This is a genomic window from Variovorax sp. M-6, from assembly GCF_052114385.1.
In the GTDB taxonomy this organism is placed as follows: Bacteria; Pseudomonadota; Gammaproteobacteria; order Burkholderiales; family Burkholderiaceae_C; genus Variovorax.
Window position 1 is genome coordinate 56,598 of record NZ_JBFREQ010000023.1, and the last position, 17,905, is coordinate 74,502.

Annotated in this window: 17 protein-coding genes and 1 pseudogene; 11 read left to right on the top strand and 7 right to left on the bottom strand. The window is 66.3% G+C overall.

What is annotated here, in order from left to right:
• The first annotated feature begins 73 nt into the window (after nt 1-73).
• The 9 genes from AB4Z46_RS23315 to AB4Z46_RS23355 all read left to right on the top strand — a co-directional run bounded on the left by AB4Z46_RS23315 (nt 74) and on the right by AB4Z46_RS23355 (nt 8,424).
• The gene (locus AB4Z46_RS23315; protein ID WP_442285922.1) at nt 74-1,132 is read left to right on the top strand and encodes a LacI family DNA-binding transcriptional regulator; all 1,059 of its coding nucleotides are present in this window, start codon (nt 74-76) and stop codon (nt 1,130-1,132) included.
• Between the two features lie 153 nt (nt 1,133-1,285).
• Nucleotides 1,286-1,525 (top strand): hypothetical protein, encoded by a 240-nt coding sequence (locus tag AB4Z46_RS23320; protein ID WP_442285923.1) that lies wholly within the window; start codon nt 1,286-1,288, stop codon nt 1,523-1,525.
• Nucleotides 1,526-1,553: 28 nt separating this feature from the next.
• Nucleotides 1,554-2,540, top strand: a complete 987-nt coding sequence (locus tag AB4Z46_RS23325; RefSeq protein ID WP_442285924.1) for an ABC transporter permease — start codon at nt 1,554-1,556, stop codon at nt 2,538-2,540.
• Nucleotides 2,541-2,598: 58 nt separating this feature from the next.
• Nucleotides 2,599-3,405, top strand: a complete 807-nt coding sequence (locus AB4Z46_RS23330; RefSeq protein ID WP_442285925.1) for an ABC transporter permease — start codon at nt 2,599-2,601, stop codon at nt 3,403-3,405.
• Nucleotides 3,402-4,406: an ABC transporter ATP-binding protein gene (locus tag AB4Z46_RS23335; protein WP_442285926.1), complete on the top strand. Its 1,005-nt coding sequence runs from the start codon at nt 3,402-3,404 to the stop codon at nt 4,404-4,406. Before AB4Z46_RS23330 ends, AB4Z46_RS23335 begins: the two co-directional genes overlap by 4 nt.
• Nucleotides 4,403-5,440 (top strand): ABC transporter ATP-binding protein, encoded by a 1,038-nt coding sequence (locus AB4Z46_RS23340; protein ID WP_442285927.1) that lies wholly within the window; start codon nt 4,403-4,405, stop codon nt 5,438-5,440. Before AB4Z46_RS23335 ends, AB4Z46_RS23340 begins: the two co-directional genes overlap by 4 nt.
• A complete protein-coding gene (locus AB4Z46_RS23345) occupies nt 5,437-6,969 on the top strand; it encodes an ABC transporter substrate-binding protein (protein ID WP_442285928.1) in 1,533 nt (510 codons plus the stop codon). Before AB4Z46_RS23340 ends, AB4Z46_RS23345 begins: the two co-directional genes overlap by 4 nt.
• A 39-nt stretch (nt 6,970-7,008) precedes the next feature.
• Nucleotides 7,009-7,533 (top strand): carboxymuconolactone decarboxylase family protein, encoded by a 525-nt coding sequence (locus tag AB4Z46_RS23350; protein WP_442285929.1) that lies wholly within the window; start codon nt 7,009-7,011, stop codon nt 7,531-7,533.
• Nucleotides 7,534-7,572: 39 nt separating this feature from the next.
• Nucleotides 7,573-8,424, top strand: a complete 852-nt coding sequence (locus AB4Z46_RS23355) for an SDR family NAD(P)-dependent oxidoreductase (protein ID WP_442285930.1) — start codon at nt 7,573-7,575, stop codon at nt 8,422-8,424.
• Between the two features lie 82 nt (nt 8,425-8,506).
• Here AB4Z46_RS23355 and AB4Z46_RS23360 read toward each other — a convergent pair whose 3' ends face one another.
• Genes AB4Z46_RS23360 through AB4Z46_RS23385 form a run of 6 tightly spaced genes read right to left on the bottom strand, consistent with a single transcriptional unit; the run spans nt 8,507 to nt 14,770 of the window.
• The gene (locus AB4Z46_RS23360; protein WP_442286051.1) at nt 8,507-9,538 is read right to left on the bottom strand and encodes a cyclase family protein; all 1,032 of its coding nucleotides are present in this window, start codon (nt 9,536-9,538) and stop codon (nt 8,507-8,509) included.
• Entirely contained in the window at nt 9,538-10,311 is a 774-nt protein-coding gene (locus AB4Z46_RS23365; protein WP_442285931.1) for a citryl-CoA lyase, read from the bottom strand. The genes AB4Z46_RS23360 and AB4Z46_RS23365 overlap by 1 nt, the downstream gene beginning before the upstream one ends.
• Before the next feature lie 19 nt (nt 10,312-10,330).
• Complete coding sequence (locus AB4Z46_RS23370; RefSeq protein WP_442285932.1) at nt 10,331-11,305, bottom strand: Bug family tripartite tricarboxylate transporter substrate binding protein; 975 nt, start codon at nt 11,303-11,305, stop codon at nt 10,331-10,333.
• Between the two features lie 17 nt (nt 11,306-11,322).
• A complete protein-coding gene (locus AB4Z46_RS23375; protein ID WP_442285933.1) occupies nt 11,323-12,129 on the bottom strand; it encodes an SDR family NAD(P)-dependent oxidoreductase in 807 nt (268 codons plus the stop codon).
• 20 nt (nt 12,130-12,149) lie between these two features.
• Nucleotides 12,150-13,736, bottom strand: a complete 1,587-nt coding sequence (locus tag AB4Z46_RS23380) for an AMP-binding protein (protein WP_442285934.1) — start codon at nt 13,734-13,736, stop codon at nt 12,150-12,152.
• The gene (locus AB4Z46_RS23385) at nt 13,733-14,770 is read right to left on the bottom strand and encodes a Bug family tripartite tricarboxylate transporter substrate binding protein (RefSeq protein ID WP_442285935.1); all 1,038 of its coding nucleotides are present in this window, start codon (nt 14,768-14,770) and stop codon (nt 13,733-13,735) included. The genes AB4Z46_RS23380 and AB4Z46_RS23385 overlap by 4 nt, the downstream gene beginning before the upstream one ends.
• 213 nt (nt 14,771-14,983) lie before the next feature.
• Between AB4Z46_RS23385 and AB4Z46_RS23390 the strand changes: the two genes are divergently transcribed.
• Complete coding sequence (locus tag AB4Z46_RS23390) at nt 14,984-16,009, top strand: LacI family DNA-binding transcriptional regulator (protein ID WP_442285936.1); 1,026 nt, start codon at nt 14,984-14,986, stop codon at nt 16,007-16,009.
• A gap of 695 nt (nt 16,010-16,704) precedes the next feature.
• Nucleotides 16,705-17,409 (top strand): helix-turn-helix transcriptional regulator, encoded by a 705-nt coding sequence (locus tag AB4Z46_RS23395; protein ID WP_442285937.1) that lies wholly within the window; start codon nt 16,705-16,707, stop codon nt 17,407-17,409.
• Between the two features lie 231 nt (nt 17,410-17,640).
• Here the strand turns inward: AB4Z46_RS23395 and AB4Z46_RS23400 are convergent.
• A pseudogene (locus AB4Z46_RS23400) lies at nt 17,641-17,904 on the bottom strand (IS110 family transposase); the annotation flags it as partial.
• Nucleotide 17,905: the final 1 nt, after the last annotated feature.

Here is a 17,905-nt window from a genome sequence, read left to right on the forward strand (position 1 = left end):
ACGGGTCGGCGACAATGGCGCAACGCGCACGTGCTTCGACCTAGAATTTCGACCTTTCGCGAACCGGTCCGACATGAAATCGAAAGCAGGCAACCCCAGCATCAAGGATGTCGCAACGCGAGCCGGCGTCTCTCTGGGCAGCGTGTCGCGCGTGATCAACAAGATCGAGAACGTGAGCCCCGAGGTGCGCAAGCGCGTGCTGCAGGCCATGGCAGAGCTCGACTACCGGTTGAATCACGCAGCGCAGACGCTTCGCTCCCGTTCCTCTCGCACGATCGGCTGCATGTTCACCGACGTGACGAACCCGCTCTACGCGAAGCTCTACCGCATCTACGAAGAAAAGTTTCGCGAGAACGGCTACATGGTGCTGCTGGCCAACAGCCTGAACAACCCCGAGTGGGAAATCGAAATTCTCTCGATGTTCCAGAGCCGGCGCATGGACGGCATCATCATTGCGCCCGGCAACGAGCGAGACGCGAGCGTGCTGGCGGCGGTGGAGAAGATGGACCTGCCTGTCGTGATTCTCGATCGCGACATGAACGCGAAAAAGGACCAGGTGCTGTTCGACCACGCGCAGGCCGTGAAGGAGGCCATGCTAAACCTGATCGACCAAGGACATCGCGAGATCGCATTCGTGGTCTCCGGCACGCATACCCGGCCGATGCTGCGGCGCATCGAGGGCTACAAGGCCGGCTTCGCGGCGCGCGGGCTCAAGGCCCGAGCCGACCTCCTGGTCAAGCTGCCCAGCTCCACGGAGCCCGCGTTCGACCTTGTGACCGAACTGCTGCAGCGGCAGGAGCGGCCTACGGCACTGCTCACGCTCGGCACCAGCGTGCTGGCCGACGTGCTCAACGCGATCGAGGCGCAGGGCCTTCGAATTCCGCGCGACATCTCGGTGGTCTCGATGGGCGACCCGGATTTCGCGCGCAGCCATCGCCCGCGAATCAGCAGCGTGACCGTCGACCTCAACCTCGCGGTGCAGGAAAGCATCGACCTCCTGGTAACGCGGATGCGCGAAGGTCCCGGCGGTGCGCCACGCCGAGTGATGGTGCCGACGATCTTTTCGCTGCAGGGTTCGTGCGGCCCCGTTCCAGCCGTCACGCCGCGCAAGAAACCCACTCGCAAACAGTAAGCCGGTACACGGTCTTGGCCGGGCGATTCTCCCTGCAATGAAACGTTTCATCGGGGAAAGTACTGTGCAGGCGTTCGCCGACTCCGACTACGCTTGCCCCCATCACGCGCCGTGTGCGCGCCTTCCGCCTTTCGAACCGCTTGCCATCCATCGATGAATCCAGAACGCGCGCCCGCCTCCCGCTCCGAACCGGCCAGCAACAGCCTCACCGGCCGCGTCGCGATCGTGACTGGCGCGGGTTCGCGCACCTCGGACATAGGCAACGGTCGTGCCGCCGCGTTCCTGCTGGCGGGGTGCGGCGCAAAAGTGCTCCTACTCGATGCGCAGCTCGACGCACTCGCGAAACCGAACGAATGGTCGCCGCCGTTCTCACTTTTTTTGATGCGCCAATGAAACGATTCACCTTTCAGGAGCTTCAACCATGAGCGTCGCTCTTTCGTTGCCATCTCGCACCATGCTCTCGGGCATCGGTCGGCGCGCAGGTCACGTGCTGATCGTGATCTCGCTGCTGAGCGTGGCCACCTTCCTCATGCTCGAACTGCTGCCTGGCAACGTGGTCGACGCGATGCTGAGCGACAACGCCCGGCCCGAGGAGATTGCACGCCTGCAACGCGAACTGGGCCTCGACCAACCGATGCACATGCGCTTCCTCGGCTGGCTCGGCAACGCGTTGCAGGGCGACCTGGGAACCTCGCCGTTGAGCGGCGAGCCGGTGACGGCCGCCATTGCGCACCGGCTGCCGGTGTCGATCCAGCTGATGATCTTCGCGCAGGTGATCGCGCTGATGATCGCTCTGCCGCTGGGCATCTGGGCCGGCTACCGCGCGGGCAGCCCAATCGACCGGTGGCTCTCGGGCGGCGCCTTCGCGGTCCTCGCGGTGCCGCACTTCGTGCTGGGGCTTCTGCTGATTTTGCTGTTCGCGATCTGGCTGCGCTGGTTTCCGGCGACCGGCTATGTGCCGTTCGGGACCGATCCGCTCGGTGGCATCCGTTCGCTCGCCCTGCCCTCGCTGACGCTGGCGCTGGTGGAAGCGCCGATCTACATGCGCTTGCTGCGAAGCGACATCGCGAGCACGTTGCGTGAGGAGTTCATCACCGTCGCGCGAGCCAAGGGCCTGTCGGACCGCCACATCCTCATTCGCCACGCATTACGGCCCTCGTCGTTCAGCCTCATCACCGTGATGGGCATCAACGTCGGTCACCTGATCGGCGGCGCGGTGATCATCGAGACACTGTTCGCATTGCCCGGCGTCGGCCGCCTGCTTATCGAGGCCATCACCAAGCGGGACTTCGTCACGCTGCAGGGTGTGGTGGTGTTCATCGGCGTGTCCTTTGTGGTCGTCAACCTGGTCGTAGACGCGATCTACGCGCTGCTCGATCCCCGCGTGTCTGACCGCCATGCGCGCTGAATCTCTGCCCCGCCCGAAAAGCGCGCCTCGGCCACGCTGGCGGCCGCACGGACGCACCATGTTGCGCCTCATGCTGCCGTGCGCGTGGCTGCTCGTGGTCCTGTTCTTCGCGATCGCGGCCGACTGGCTGCCGATGCCCTCGCCAACGGACATGGACTTCGCAGCTGCCGAGCAAGGCCCGAGCGCCGCACATCTGCTGGGCGCGGACCTCGACGGTCGAGACATCCTCTCGCGCCTGGCGTACGGCGCACGGGTCTCCCTGACCGTGAGCCTGATCGCGCCGTTGATCGGTCTGGTCTTCGGATCTGCGCTCGGGCTGTTCGCGGCCTACTACGGCGGCGCGGTGCGCACGGCCATCCTCGCGCTGCTCGACGCCATGCTCGCCTTCCCGAGTCTGGTGTTCGCGCTCGGCCTCACCGTGGTGCTAGGGCCGTCGGTGCAGAACGTGACGCTCGCACTCGGCGTGATGTCCATTCCCGCCTTTGCGCGCATCGCCCGCGCCAATGCGCTGCCGCTGATCGGCCGGGAGTTCGTGCTGGCCGCACGCACGGCGGGCGCGAGCGATCTGCAGATCATGGTGCGCGAGATTCTTCCCAACATGACGATGGCGCTATTGACCTACGGCCTGTCCGTCACGTCGGTGATGATCGTGGCCGAAGGCTCGCTGAGTTTCCTCGGTGTGGGCGTGCCACCGCCAACGCCGAGTTGGGGCGGCATGATCGCCGATGGCCGCGAGTCCCTCGAGCGTGTGCCGCATGTCAGCCTGATTCCGGCGGCCGTGATGTTCCTCACCGTGCTGAGCCTGAACCTGCTCGGCGACAGCTTGCGGCAGCGCCGCGGCGGCGGACGCGGAGGCCTGGCATGAGCGACTTCGACAACAAAAAAGACGGGGCGCTGCTGTGCGTGCGCCATCTGAGCGTGCAGTTTCAGACGCCGCAGGGACCTTTGCATGCGCTGAGCGACGTTTCGCTCGACGTGGCGCGCTCGCGCACGCTGGCGATCGTCGGCGAGTCCGGGTCGGGCAAATCGGTGCTGTCGCGCTCCATCCTGCGGCTTCTGGGGCCGGCGGCGAAGATCGCGCCCGAGGCACAGATATTTTTCGGCGCGCAGGATCTGCTGCGGCTAGACCGTGGCGCAATGCAGGCCATGCGCGGCCGGCGCATCGCCATGGTTTTTCAGGACCCGATGACGGCGCTGAATCCGGTGCGGCCCATCGGCGTGCAACTCACCGAAGGCATGCAACTTCACCTCCGGCTCGATCGCCATACAGCGCAGACCCGCGCCGTCGGCTTGCTGGACCAGGTCGGCATCACCTCACCGGAGCGACGCATGACGCAGCTGCCGCACGAACTCTCCGGCGGCATGCGCCAGCGCGTGGTGATCGCGATGGCCATCGCCTGCGAGCCCGAGTTGCTCATCGCAGACGAGCCCACGACCGCACTCGACGTGACCGTGCAGGCCGAGATTCTCGACCTGCTGCGCAGCCTGCAGCGCCAACGCCAAATGACCATGATCCTCGTCACCCACGACCTTGGCGTCGCGGCCGGCCATGCGGACGACATCGCCGTGATGTATGCCGGCCAGGTCGTCGAGAAGGCACCGACCGCAGCGCTTTTCCGGCAGCCGCGCATGCCCTACACGCGGGACCTGCTGCGTTCCATCCCGCGCGTGGACGATCCGCCGCATGCGACGCTGTACACGATCGCGGGGCGACCGCCCGCGGTGCACGCGCTGACCGGCGGTTGCCGATATGCCCCGCGCTGCGATCGCCGCATGGCGCAGTGCGACGCGGCGCAGCCAGGGCTCGAGTCGGCCGTGGGTGCGCATGCCTTTCGCTGCTGGCGCCCGATGGAGCAAGTCGCATGACGAACCCCACGACACAAGCACAGGAGCCGCCCGTGCTCGAGGTACGCGACCTCGACGTGCTCTATGCCCTTGCAGGCGGGCAGCAGATGCGCGCCGTGGATCGGCTGAGCTTCGACATCGCGCGCGGCGAGACGCTGGCGCTGGTGGGCGAATCGGGCTGCGGCAAGTCGTCAGTCGCCAAGGCGGTGATGCAGCTCTCGCCCACCGCAGGCGGTGCGATTCGGCTCGAAGGGCAGGCGTTCGCGAACCTGACGGCCAATGCGCTCAAGCGCCTGCGCCGTCGCTTCCAGATGATCTTCCAGGATCCGATCTCCTCGCTCAACCCGCAGCGCACGGTGCGCGAGATCCTGGAGTTTCCGCTTCGGGTGAACGGCCGTTTCGACAAGACCGGGAGCGCACGCCGCATCCGCGAGACCCTCGACATCGTGGGCCTCGACAGCCAGAACGTGCTGGAGCGCTATCCGCACGAGTTCTCCGGTGGCCAGTGCCAGCGCATCTCGATTGCGCGGGCGCTCATCCTCGAACCCGTGCTGCTGGTTTGCGACGAGCCGGTTTCGGCGCTGGACGTCTCGGTACGCGCACAGGTGCTCAACGTGCTCAACGACCTGCGCCGGCGGCTGGGCCTGAGCATGCTGTTCATCTCGCACGACCTGGCGGTGGTGCGCAACGTGGCGGACCGCGTGGCCGTGATGTACCTCGGGCGCATCTGCGAGATCGGCACCGCGCGGGACGTTCTGGACCGCCCGGCGCACCCTTACACCGCGGCGCTGCTCAGCGCGGTGCCGCGTGCAGACCCTGCCGCGCAAACGCGGCGCATCGCGCTCCAGGGCGAGATGCCGTCGCCCATGTCGCTGCCCACGGGCTGCCGCTTTCGCACGCGCTGCCCGGGCGCGCAGGCGGCTTGCGCCGCGGCGGAGCCGCCATTGGCATCGCTTGCCGACGGGCGCCAGGTCGCCTGCCACTTTCCCTTTTCGGTGGCAGTGCCTTCGGCCGACGCCACCGCGTCCTTCGAACCCGAGGAAATCGCTTCATGAACACAACGCGCCCGCCCCTGTTCGCCGCACTCCCCGTGACCTGTGTGCTGACCTTCGCCCTGCTCTCGCCCGCTGCCCAGGCCCAAAAGAAGGGCGGCACGCTCTCCATCGGCATGGAAGCGGAGTTCAGCGGGTTCAATCCGGCAAAAGCCAAGATCTTCAACCAGAACACCATCACGCCGGCCTCCTCGGTGATGGAGACCCTGTTCGTTTTCGAAGGCAAGCAGATCGTGCCGCGCCTGGGCCTGAGCTTTGCGCAAGGGGATGACCGCCTGAGCGCCACGGTCAAGCTGCGGCCGGGCGTGAAGTTCCACGACGGCACGCCCTTCGACGCCGATGCCGTGGTGGCCCATTACGCATGGCTTCTGGCACCCGAAACGGGCATCAATCTGTCCGTGATCGCGCCCGTGAAGACCGTCGAGAAGGTCGACGAAATGACCGTGCGCTTCGTGCTCAAACAGCCTTGGGCCGCGCTGCAATCCGCGCTCGCGTCCGAGCACCTCGTCAACTTCATCCTCTCGCCGACGGCGCTGAAGAACGACCCGGAAGGATTTCACAGAAAGCCCGTCGGCACCGGGCCCTTTGTCTTCAAGGAGTGGCAGGCCGGGGACCGCATCGTGATGGAGCGCAACCCCGACTACTGGGACCCGAAGCTGCCCTACCTCGACCGCCTGATCTACCGGGTACTGCCCGACGGGAATACGCGCTACCAGAGCATCAAATCGGGCCAAGTCGACATCGGCCGCATGGACACCGCGAACCACGTGCTCGACGCCAAGAAGGACCCGAAGCTCAAGGTGCACGAATACCAAGGCTCGGGTGCAATCTCCTGGAATTTCAATGCCTCGAAAGAGCCTTTCAACGACCCACGGGTGCGCGCGGCGGTGGTGCATTCGTTCAACACCAAGGCGATGCTTGACACCTTCTTCCTCGGCACCACGGTGGCCACCACCGACCTGCTGGGCCCGAACTCGGAGTGGTTCTGTCCCAAGCTCAACTGGCGCGGCTACGACCTCGCGAAGGCGCGTGCATTGGTCGCCGATGTGGGCAAGCCGATCAGATTCCAGCTGGTGTCCACCAACACGCCGGCCGGCCGCCGCCAGGCCGGCATGGTGCAGCAATTCGTCAAGGAAGTCGGCATGGAAGCCGACATCAGGCTGGTCGAACAAAGCCAGAACGTGCGCGTCGGACTGAGCGGCGACTACCAAATGGATGTCTGGCGTTTCAGCGACATCGTGGGCGAACCGGACGTGGCGCTCGCCTACTACTTCGGCGGCGAGAACGGCGCGCCGGTGAGCCGCCACGACAGCAGCAAGGTAGACGCGATCCTGCGCAAGGCGCGCGCGGAGACCGATAAGGCCAAGCGCAAGGCGATGTACTGCGAGGTGGCGCAGATCGTGTCCGACGAGGCCTACCAGATGATTCCGATCCGGGTCACCTACTACGCCATCGCGAGCCCGAAGGTCAAGAACGTTCCTCCCATGCTCAACAGCGTGATCCGCACCCGCAGTGTGTGGCTCGAACAGTGAGCCGTTCCCACTCTCCTCCATTCCCATCAAAAGAGACCCATGGCACGCATTCCCTACTTCGACCTTGAAAAGGCACCCGAGTCGTACACACGGCTGATCGCGTCGCGGCCTCCGCTCAACCTCTATCGCATGCTGCCGCATGCGGGCAAGGCGGCCGAAGGCTTTCTTGCGCTGGGCGGTGCGATCCTGCGCGAGAACACGATCGACGCGAAGCTGCGCGAGATCGCCATCCTTCGCACAGGCATCCTGAGTGGCGCCAGCTACGAAGTGCACCAGCACAAGCGCGTGGCGCGGAGCGTCGGCCTGTCCGACGAGAAGATTGCCGCGCTCGAGAAGAACGCAGACCGGTCCGCGCTCGACGAGACCGAGACGATGGTGCTCGAGTTCACCGACCAGCTTGTGTTGCACGTGAAGGCGCCCGACGCCATGTTCGAGGCGCTGTGCGCGCGGCTGTCGCAAGGCCAGGTGGCGGAGTTGGTGCTGGTCATCGGCTTCTACATGCTGGTGAGCCGGTTTCTCGAGAACTTCGAGGTCGACATCGAGCCTCCCAGAACCATCGAATAGGCCTTCCTACATTCAGAACAACTCACTACACGAACTGCCATGAACCTCGCTCCTCAGGACCTCGAACCCTCCTTGCAGATGTACCCCGAAACGCTGGGCCACGCGCCCGGCCGCGGACGGCTGCAAGGCCGCCGTGTACTGGTGATCGGCGCCGGCCAGCGCCCTATTCCCGAAGTCAACCCGCCAGTGGGCAACGGCCGCGCGATCTCGCTGCTGTTCGCGCGCGAGGGCGCCAGCCTCGCCTGCGTCGACATGTCGGCACCGGCCGTCGAGGCCACTTGCGAACAGATCGACCGCGAGGGCGGCAGCGCCTTTGCCGAAGTGGCCGACGTGCGCGATGCATCGTCGATCGCACCCCTGGTGCACCGCTGCGCCGAACGGCTCGGCGGGCTCGACGGGTTGGTGCTGAATGTCGGCATCTCGCGCGCCCTGCCGCTCGCGAAACAGAGCGCCGAGGACTGGGACGAGGAATATGCCGTCAATGTGCGCAGTCACATGCTCTTCAGCCAGGCGGCTCTGGAGGTGATGGCGCCGGGTTCGTCAATCGTTCTGATGTCTTCTCTGGCGAGCCAGCGCAACACCGGGCGCAACCCGGCCTACGAATCGTCGAAGGCCGCACAGGTGTCGCTGGCACGTGCGATCGCGGTGGCCGGCGAGCCCAAGGGCATCCGTTGCAATTCGGTGCTGCCGGGCCTGATGGACACGCCGATGGGTCGCGATGCCACACGCCGCCGCCCGGGCCGTGCAGCCGCCGTGCCCTTCGGTCGCCAGGGCACCGGCTGGGAGGTGGCCTACACCTGCCTTTTTCTGATCTCCAACGAATCGAGCTACGTGAACGCGCACGCGCTGATGGTTGACGGCGGCCTCGGCGTGGGCGTTGCTCGCGCTTGAATCACATGCCACGCGCGGCTTGGTCGGACAATCACAGGCGCATTGCCCGCACAGGCGTCGCTCCGATCGTGACGAATAGCGCTCACAGCGTTGCCACCGGTGTGACCGGCGAGCCTACGGCTCCCGGCAGTCGCAGCGGCGGAGCCGTCAGCATGAAGCTTGCACGCTTTTCGTCCTTCAGCGCCTGTGCCAGTTCGCCGAAGTACCACAACTCGCCCAGCGGAATACCCTGCTTGAACAGACACAGCTCGTGCAGGGGAAGCCGCGCACCGCAGATGTGGGCGCCGGCTGCAGGCACGTCCTCCACACCGTAGTTGTCCGCGCACAGCGCCGCGATGCCACTGTCGATGATCCACTGCTGCAGACGCTCGTCGCGTCCGTCGAGCACGGCACAACGCGCCTGGCGCATTGCCGGGTCGGGCCTGCCCGCCATTTCCAGCAGCAGGTCCGCAAAGCCCGTGTACAGGCACAGGATGTCGCCGGGCAGCAACTCCGTGGCAGCGGCATCCAGCGCTTGCATCAAGCCGTCGTAGCCGACGGCGCGCCTCTCGGTTCCGCACAGTGCGAAGAGATCGAGCAACACGCCGCGACTCTGGATCGCCTTGACGGCAAAGGTGTCGATGCCCAGCCGATGCGCGCCGCCCGGCCGGCCCTGGGGATCGTCGGGGCCGACAATGTCCTCACCGGCACGAAAACCGTTGTAGTAGACGGCCTGCGGATCGCCGGTGCCGGCCGCGTCGAACAGATGCCCCACATGCGCGAAGCTGTCCCACTGGGTGGAGTACTGCGTATGCAGCAGGACCGCGTCGTCGCACAGCACATCGGTCTGCCCCAGGGCGGCATCGCCGATGGCCAGGTTGAAGACGGGCTGCGCGTCACGCAAGGTCGGGGACAGTCGAGGCGGATGCCGTCGAGGATTGAGCACGTTGCCGCCCGGCAGCGTCAGCGGCAGGCTCAGGCAGTAGCTTTGCCCCGAGCGCACCTCGCGCACGCCGCGCAGCACCGACTCTGGCGTGATGAGGTTGAGGCGCCCCAGCTGGTCGTCGTTGCCAAAATCGCCCCAGTTGGACAGCGGCGGGCGCCGTGTCCAGCGCGGCGAGGACGAATTCGTCATCAATCCTCGCCCTCCTCCGAGGCTGCGGCAGCCATGTCCCACAGGTCCTGCCCGACCGGACGGTCGCGCTCTTCGATCACATGCGCCACCAGGCCGGCGACGCGTCCGATGAGCGTGAGCCCCTTGCCGAATTCGGGCGTCAAGCCCAGGTCGAGCAGGACGGCGCCCTTGCAGCCGGTGGCGTTCAAGGGCATCGGACGGCCAGCTGCGCGTGACAGGGACGCGGCCAGTTGCAGCGCGAAGCGGCAATGCACGCCGAAGTATCCTTCCTGTCGTGCCTCCCGCAGCGACCGCTCGGTGCGCGGATCGCCGTTGACGTGAATCGGATGACCCAGGCCCGGGATCTTCCTTTTCTCCCGCCGGCAGCGCTCGACAACGGCATCGGCGACAGTCCCGAGCTGCTCGTCGGTCAACGACTCGGGGTGTTCCAGACCCCGCAGCGCCTCCTGCAGGAAGCGGGCGCTGACCTCGACCGTACCCAGAAAGCGGCTGCCCGCGCCCAGCAGTCCGGCGGCGACCGCACCCTGCATCGACTCCGGCGCGCCATGCAGCGTCAGCCGCGTGGCCAGCGCACTCGGCGTCAGGCCGTGATCGATCGACGCCACCAGCGAGTTGTTGATCATTCGCCGCAGCCGCTCGTCGGGAAAGTGCCCGAGGATGGCCAGGCACAGGACGTCCACGAAGTCGTGCTTGTCCAGCAGATCGTCGACCAGGTCGTGGCCGCGGATGCGGATGTGGTCTGCGTCTCCGCTGCCGATGTAGCTCTTGAGCATCGAATTTCCTTTCACCGCGTCAGCGCGCATCTGCGCCTGCGCTTTTGACGATGTCACGCCAGCGCGGCACCTCGGCTTCGACAAATGCCTGGAACGCGGCATCGGACAGGCCCATCGGATAGCTGCCGATTCTGGCCATCGCCGCCTTGACCTCGGGAGCCTCCGTGGCGCGCGCGATCTCGCGTGCCAGGCGCTCGACCACGCCATCGGGCGTGCCCTTGGGAACGAAGACACCCGACCATCCTTCGAGCGCCGCGCCGGGGAATCCTGCTTCGCCGACGGTCGGCACGCCGGGGAGCACCTCGAGCCGCGTGCTGCCGTTGATGGCCAGGGCGCGCAGCCGGCCGGACGCGATGTGCTGCAGCACGCTTTCCGTGTAGCTGAAGGTGATGTCCACGTTGCCCGCCAGCAAGTCCGTCATGGACGACTGGTTGTTGTACGGCACGTGGGTGAAGTTCACCTTGGCCACATCCTGAAAGCGCGCGGCGGCCAGGTGCGTCTGCGTTCCGGTGCCCGACGAGGCGTAGTAGATGCGCCCCGGCGCGCGCTGCGCCGCGCCGACCAGGTCGGCCACGCTCTGCCAGGGCGTGCCAGCGTTCGTCACCAGCACCGTCGACTGGCGAAAGAGCGAGTGCACCGCCCGCAGTTCGCGCGACGGATCGATGCGCGCCTGCGGCTGCAGCGCCAGGTTGGCGGCCTGCGTGCCGTGCGTGCCGTACATGAGCGTGTAGCCGTCGGCCGGCGCGCGCGCAACGTACTCGGCCCCGATCATCCCGCTGGCGCCGGGCCGGTTCTCCACCACCACAGGCTGGCCCAACGCGTCGGCGAGCTGCCGGGCGATGAGGCGCCCCTGGTTGTCCGCGATGTTGCCAGTTCCGAAGGGAACGACCAGCGTGATGGGCCGCTGCGGATAGCCGGCCGCCCACGCGCCGCCGGCCAGCAGGACGCCGGCCACCAGCCCGGCGAGTCGCTTCTGCATTTTCGTTGTCTGCATGCTCGTCGGACCTCCTGCTAGTACGAATGCCGGCCCGCCGTGGCGCCCGCATCCACTGGCAGCACCGTGCCGGTGACCCAGCCAGACTCGTCGCTTGCCAAATAGCGGATCGCGTGTCCGACGTCCCAGCCGCTGCCTTCGGTCTGCAGGAAGGAGCGCTTGCGGCGGACTTCGCGGATCTCGTCGCTCATGCCGCGCGCATAGACCATCGGCGTGTGCACCATGCCCGGGGCGACGCAGTTGACGCGAATGCCCTGCGCGCCGTGATGCGCCGCCATCGCGCGCGTCATGTTCACGACCGCGCCCTTGGAGGTCGGGTACAGCAGGCCGGGATGCCCGCCGATCAGGCCCGCGACCGAGGCGACGTTGACGATCGCCCCCTTGCCCTGCGTCTGCATATGCGGGATGCAGTGGCGCGCCATCAGCATCATCGACGTGACGTTGATGCGCAGCGCCTCGTCCCAGGCCTGCAAGTCCACGTCGACCGCCGTGCCGGTGGGCCCGCCAATGCCGACGTTGTTCACGAGGATGTCGATGCGGCCCCAGCGCTGCACGGTTCGGTCGACGGCCTCGCGACAGTCGCCGTCGCGGCCCACATCGCACACGGCCACCTCGGCCTCGCCGCCCTCCTCTGCAATCATTCGCCGGGTCGTCTCCACCCATTCGGACACTGCATCGATCAGCGTCACGCGGGCACCGTCGCGCGCCAGCAGGATCGCCGCCGCGCGGCCGTTGCCGATGCCTTCCGCCCGGGAGCCGGCGCCGGTAACGACCGCCACCCGCCCCTGCAGGGATCGTTCGAATGTTCTTTCAGTCTGGTTCATGTGCTTTTCTTTCAATGGGTTCAGTGGATGGCCCTCGCCAGCCCCTGCCAGTAGCGCTCGCGCAGCTGCTTCTTGTCCGGCTTTCCCAGCGGCGTCAGCGGCAGGGCATCGACGAAGTCCACGGTCTTCGGTGTGCTGACGGCCCCCTTGGCCTGGCGCACCAGGGCCTGGATCTCCGCGGCGCCGACCGCGGCGCCCTGGCGTGGCACGACGACCGCCTTCACCGCCTCGCCCCAGCGCTCGTCGGGCACGCCGATCACCGCGACCGCCGCGACGGCCGGGTGCTGTGCGATCACGTCCTCCACTTCCTTGGGATACACGTTGAAGCCACCGGAGATCACCATGTCCTTGCGGCGGTCCACGAGGTAGTAGTAGCCGTGCGCGTCGCGACGCGCCATGTCGCCGGTGTGCAGCCAGCCGTCGCGCAGCGTCTGCGCCGTCAGCTCGGGCTGCTTCCAGTAGCCGTTCATCACGAGCGGGCTGCGCACGCACAGCTCGCCCACCTCACCGGGCGCGACCGGCCGGTCCTCGGCATCGAGCAGCGCGACAGTCACTCCCGGATAGGGCATCCCCGCGGCCGACAGCGTGTCGACATCGGTGCGTTGGTGGTCCTCCGGTGTCAGGTGGAGAATGTTGCTCGGGCACTCGGTCTGACCGTAGCTTTGCGCCAGCACCGGGCCGAAGCGCGCCAGCGCCTCGCGAATCCGTGCCGGCACCATCGGCGATGCACCGTAGGAAAGCATCTGCAGCGACGACAGATCCGCCGTGGCACAGCGCGGATGGTCGAGCAGCTTGTAGATCATGGTCGGCACCAGGAAGGCCGCGTTGGCGCGATGCGTCTCCAGGGCATCGATGAAGCGGCCGGGATCGAAGCCTCGCTGCAGGATGAACGTGCCGCCCGAAGCGAGCGTGGGCACGATCATGGCGCCCGCGCCGTGCGAAATCGGGGTCGGACAAAGCACCCGCGCCCCGGCCTGCAGGCCTCGTGCGGCCATCAGCAGCACGGCCTGCATCCACACCGAGCGATTGGCCAGCATCACGCCCTTGGGCTTGCCGGTGGTCCCCCCGGTGTAGGCCAGCCGGATGATGTCGTCCGGCCGCGCATGAGACACCAACGACTCGGGCGACATGCGCCGCGCCAATTGCCAGAAGTCGTTGAAGTCGTCGCATGCGCCGTGCGAGAACCAATGCGCGACGCGACCGCAAGCTCCGCGCAGCGCGGCGGCCCGCTCGCCGTGCGGGGCCTCGGTGATGAACAACGAAGGCTCGGCGTCCGCCACGATGTAGGCGTGGTCGTCGTAGCCGCCCATCGCATGCAGCGTCACGGAGCGCAGCCCCATGAGGTAGGCCGCGGCCATCACGACGAAGACCTCGACACGGTTGCCGGCGAGCTGCATCACACCGTCGCCCTGTCGCAGTCCCAGCGAGCGAAAGGCGGCCATCGCCTGCCCGATCTGGCGACCGAGGGTCGCGTAGTCGATCGTCCGGTCACCGTCGATGAAGGCCACGCGCTGCGGGAAGCGCCCGATGGCGGCGATGATCATGTCGCCGATACTGCCGCCCGCGTGGGCAGCCTCGGCCAGCGAAGGCCCCGTCGCTGCGCTCATTGCTGCGTCACCCCGGCGGCAGCCACTGCCAGCTTCCAGCGCGCCAGCTCCTGACGGATCCAGATGCCAAACTGTTCGGGCGTTCCTCCTTGAAGCTCTCCGCCGGTCTCGGTGGTGCGCTGCACGACGTCAGGCGAACGGATCGCTTCGTTGCCGGCGGCGTTGAGCTTGCGAACGATGGCAGCCGGCGTACCCTTGGGCACGAGGAAGCCGCCCCAGGCCGCCACCTGATAGCCGCCAACGCCCGATGCATCGATGGTCGGCAGTTGCGGCAGCGCCGGCGAACGTTCGAGCGCGCTCACGGCGAGACCCCGCAGCTTCCCGCCCTGGACGAAGGGCAGCGACGCCGACACCGTGTCGATCATGAAATCAACTTGCCCGGACATCAGATCCGTCAGCGCCGGCGAACTCCCCTTGTAGGGCACGTGCAGCGCATCGATGCCCGCCTGGCGACAGAACAGTGCCCCCGCCAGATGCTGCGTGCTGCCGAGGCCGGCCGATGCGTAGCTCAGCGCCCCGGGACGCGATCTGGCCAGGGCGATGAGTTCGTTCACCGAGGTCGCGCCGAGGTCATTGCGAACCAGCAGCACGAGCACGGTGCGGCTCACGTACAGCACGGGCTCGAAGTCGGCGACCGGGTCGTAGGGCAGCTTCGCGTAGACGTTGGGGTTGATGCCGTGGATGGTGCTGGTCGTATAGAACAACGTATAGCCGTCCGCCGTGCTGCGGGAGACGTGTTCAGCCGCAATGTTCCCGGATGCGCCGGGACGGTTCTCGACCACGATCGGCTGCCCCAGGACCGCGGCCATCTTCAATGCGACCAGCCGCGCCGAGTTGTCCGTGGCGCCGCCCGGCGGGAAACCCAGCACCAGGCGAATGGGCCGCTCGGGATAGTTCGACGGCTGTGCGTGGGCACGCGCGCCAGCCACTCCCAACGCCGCCACCAGGAGGCTGCGGCGCGAGACAGTTGCGTCACCATCGTCCGGATACGCACCGCTGCCGACGACGGCGGCGTTGACAAGCTGATCATTCACTGGGGGTCTCCAAAGAGTAAATATGGCTTTCAATGAATCGGTTCACCAAAGGCTCGAAATACTAGTGAAGGAATCGGTTCATTGATCTAGGGAAAACGCCTAAAGGCACCAACGCCGGCCCGGGTCGCCACATGTGCTGAAATCGGTTCCTTTATTCCCGCCTCGAGACCCCGTGGGCGCTCACCTTCAGGATCGTTTTCGCGTTCCCCGCACATGCAAGACAGAAAAATCCGCATCCATGATGTCGCCGCGCTGGCGGGCGTGTCCGTCGGAAGTGCTTCCCGGGTCCTCAATCGGGCGGCCAACGTGTCGACGGAGGTGCGCGAAAAAGTCGAACGGGCGATTGCGGCCCTGCACTACCAGCCCAGCCACGTCGCGCGCACGCTGCGCTCGCGCAGCAGCATGACCATCGGCTGCATGTTCTCGGACGTGACGAACCCGCTGTATGCGCGCGCGTTCCGGGCCTTGGAAGAGGGTTTCCGCGCCGACGGCTACATGCTGCTGCTCGCCAATGGCCTGAACAACGTGCAGCGCGAACTCGACATCCTGCGCACTTTCCAGTTGCGCGGCATGGACGGCGTCATCTACGCACCGGGTCACGAGCGCGATCCGGCCCTCATCGAGTTGGTCGATTCGATGCCGATGCCCGTTGTTCTGTACGACCGCGATCTGGCGGCCGCTCGGGCGGATGCGGTGCTCTTCGACCACGCCAACGGCGTGAAGGATGTTTGCGCGCGGCTTTTCGAATTCGGCCACACGCGGATCGCGCTTGCCCTCTGGAACGCGGGCAGCCGGCCGGTGCGGCGACGCATCGAAGGCTACAAGGCCGCCTACCGCGCCGCCGGGATGGAACCACCCGATCTGATCCTGAGGCAGCCGACCCCGACGAGTTCGGTGTTCGACGACTTGCTCCGGCTGCTCGACGCCCCCAACCCACCCACGGCCCTGATCGCCCAGGGCACGCACATATTGGTCAGCGCGCTACGCGCGGTTGCCAAAACCGGACGGCGGATTCCGCAGGACTTCTCGGTGGTGAGCATCGGCGATAGCGACTTCGCCCAGACCCACGACCCGGCCATCACGGTCCTGAGCACCAACACGGAGGTGGTGGCCTCCCACGCGAAGACCTTGCTGCTCGAACGGCTGTCCGGAACGGTGGCGCTCACGTCGCCACCGCGCAAGATCACGATCCCGTACGACCTGGCGGCGCGGGAGTCGTGGGGTCCTTGCCGCCGTTGATGCACAGGGCCAAGCTGCGCCTGCGATTTGGGATGCAGTCTGTTCATCCGGATCGACGCAACGCTCGGCGACAGGGCGTGCAGCGACGCGGAAACCTTTGCACCAGAGCCATGCGATCGAACCGGGCCAGGCCGAAGGTGCCGCAGTGCGCGGTCTCGATTGTTCCCATGTCATCCTCCATCGTTTTAGGTACTCAGTATGAAGGCGCTCTCAACCCGTCGGCCCTGGGCCTGGCTCATCGTGCGGCCCGCTCATCAATCGAGTGGAGGGCGCCCGCGAATGCAACGCGGTCCTGATAAAGACGATCGAGAACAGGACGTGGGCCACACGGCATCGGAGCGTCTTCCTGAGTGGCTGGATCCCCGGCAGGCGGCAGTAAAAGGCTGGCTGGCGGTGGGCCGCGCGATGAGCGCCTCCACCTTTCTCAACCAGCCAGAAGGGGTTGACGGGCGAAATGTCGAGTTCACGCCGTCAGTTTTGGCCCGCGCCCGAAAGTGCGCACCACGGGGCAACGTTAGGCTCATTCCGTTGCCCACACCACTCACCAGACGGACTAGTGGGCGTGCACTACTTCACGAATACTGCGTGGAACTGCGGCGTGTGGTTGGAGATGTAGCTGCATCCTGCCGAGGTACTGCATAGGTCTGGTGCTCGACGATTCGAGGGCCATTGGGAATGGATAATCGGCAGCACGGATGAAGAAACATGAACTCGGAGAGTGGGGCGCCCTGCTCCTGGGCCTGTACCGCGCCTCACACGAGACGGCCTTGGAGGAGTTCCAAGACGCCGCGTTGGCTTGCGTCCGGCCGCTGGTGTCCTTTGATGCTTCGATGTGGGGCACGGCAACCCTGACCGATCAGGGCATTGACATCCACACGCTGCACCTGCATCGAAAGTCCCCCGAGATGATGGCGGAGTACGAACCGTTGAAGGATCTCGACGACGCAGCGATATCGTTGATTGGACTTCCGCGCGCAACACGCTCCTTCGATTCTGACCTTCTGGGTGGCCCTGATGAACGCCGACCCTACTACTCGGAAGCAGGCTTCGACGAGATGCTCCGCCGCGAATGGAGCGACTGGAATGGAGGCGCGATTCCGCGTGAGGTGCTCGAACACTTCCTTCTGGGCAACGGCCACTACCTGGGCAGAACGCTGGTCCTGTCGCATCGCACCCAGCAGGGGCTGCTGTTTCTGCATGCGCGCCCGCGTCGCCCGGTGGACGAACTGAGTCCGCGTGAACACGTGATTGCCGAGTTGATGGCCATGGGCAAGACATACAAGGAGATCGCGAAAGCCTTGGAGCGCTCGCCGGCAACCGTGCGCAACCAGATTCGGTCCATCTACCAGAAGTTGGGGGTGACGAATATTGCGGGGCTGATCGAGGGATTGCGCCCGTAGCTCCGGTGAACGACGAGCAATGCCGTGGCGTTGGAGGCTTCCGCCTGGGCTGAAGTCATGAATGCGCGGCCAGGGCGGCGCCGCCCTCGCTGCCGCTGCGCGCGGACGCCTTCTTGGACGCGCTGTGCTGCGCAGCAGACATTTACGGCTTCATCCGGACCATCTTCTACACCTCAACGGTCAATTCTCGATTCCTTTCACTTCGGCTCGCTGTCGTTCGTACGCTTGCAGTCATGCCTTCACGGCGACAGCCTCCGGCGCGCTCCATCGGAACTCGGAGCCGCGCACCCACATGCGGTGCAGGATGATGGCCAGCTTGCGGGCTACCGCGATAGCGGCACGTCGATGCCCCCTCTGTCTTGGCCCGGCCGCACCCCCATGCTTTCAGCGATGACCACTGCGCACTGCGCGTGAGCAGCGAGTGCGCGGCGACGTACAGCGCGCTGCGCACTTCCGCGTCGCCGCTCGGGAGATGTGACCGGGGTTGTCGATCTCA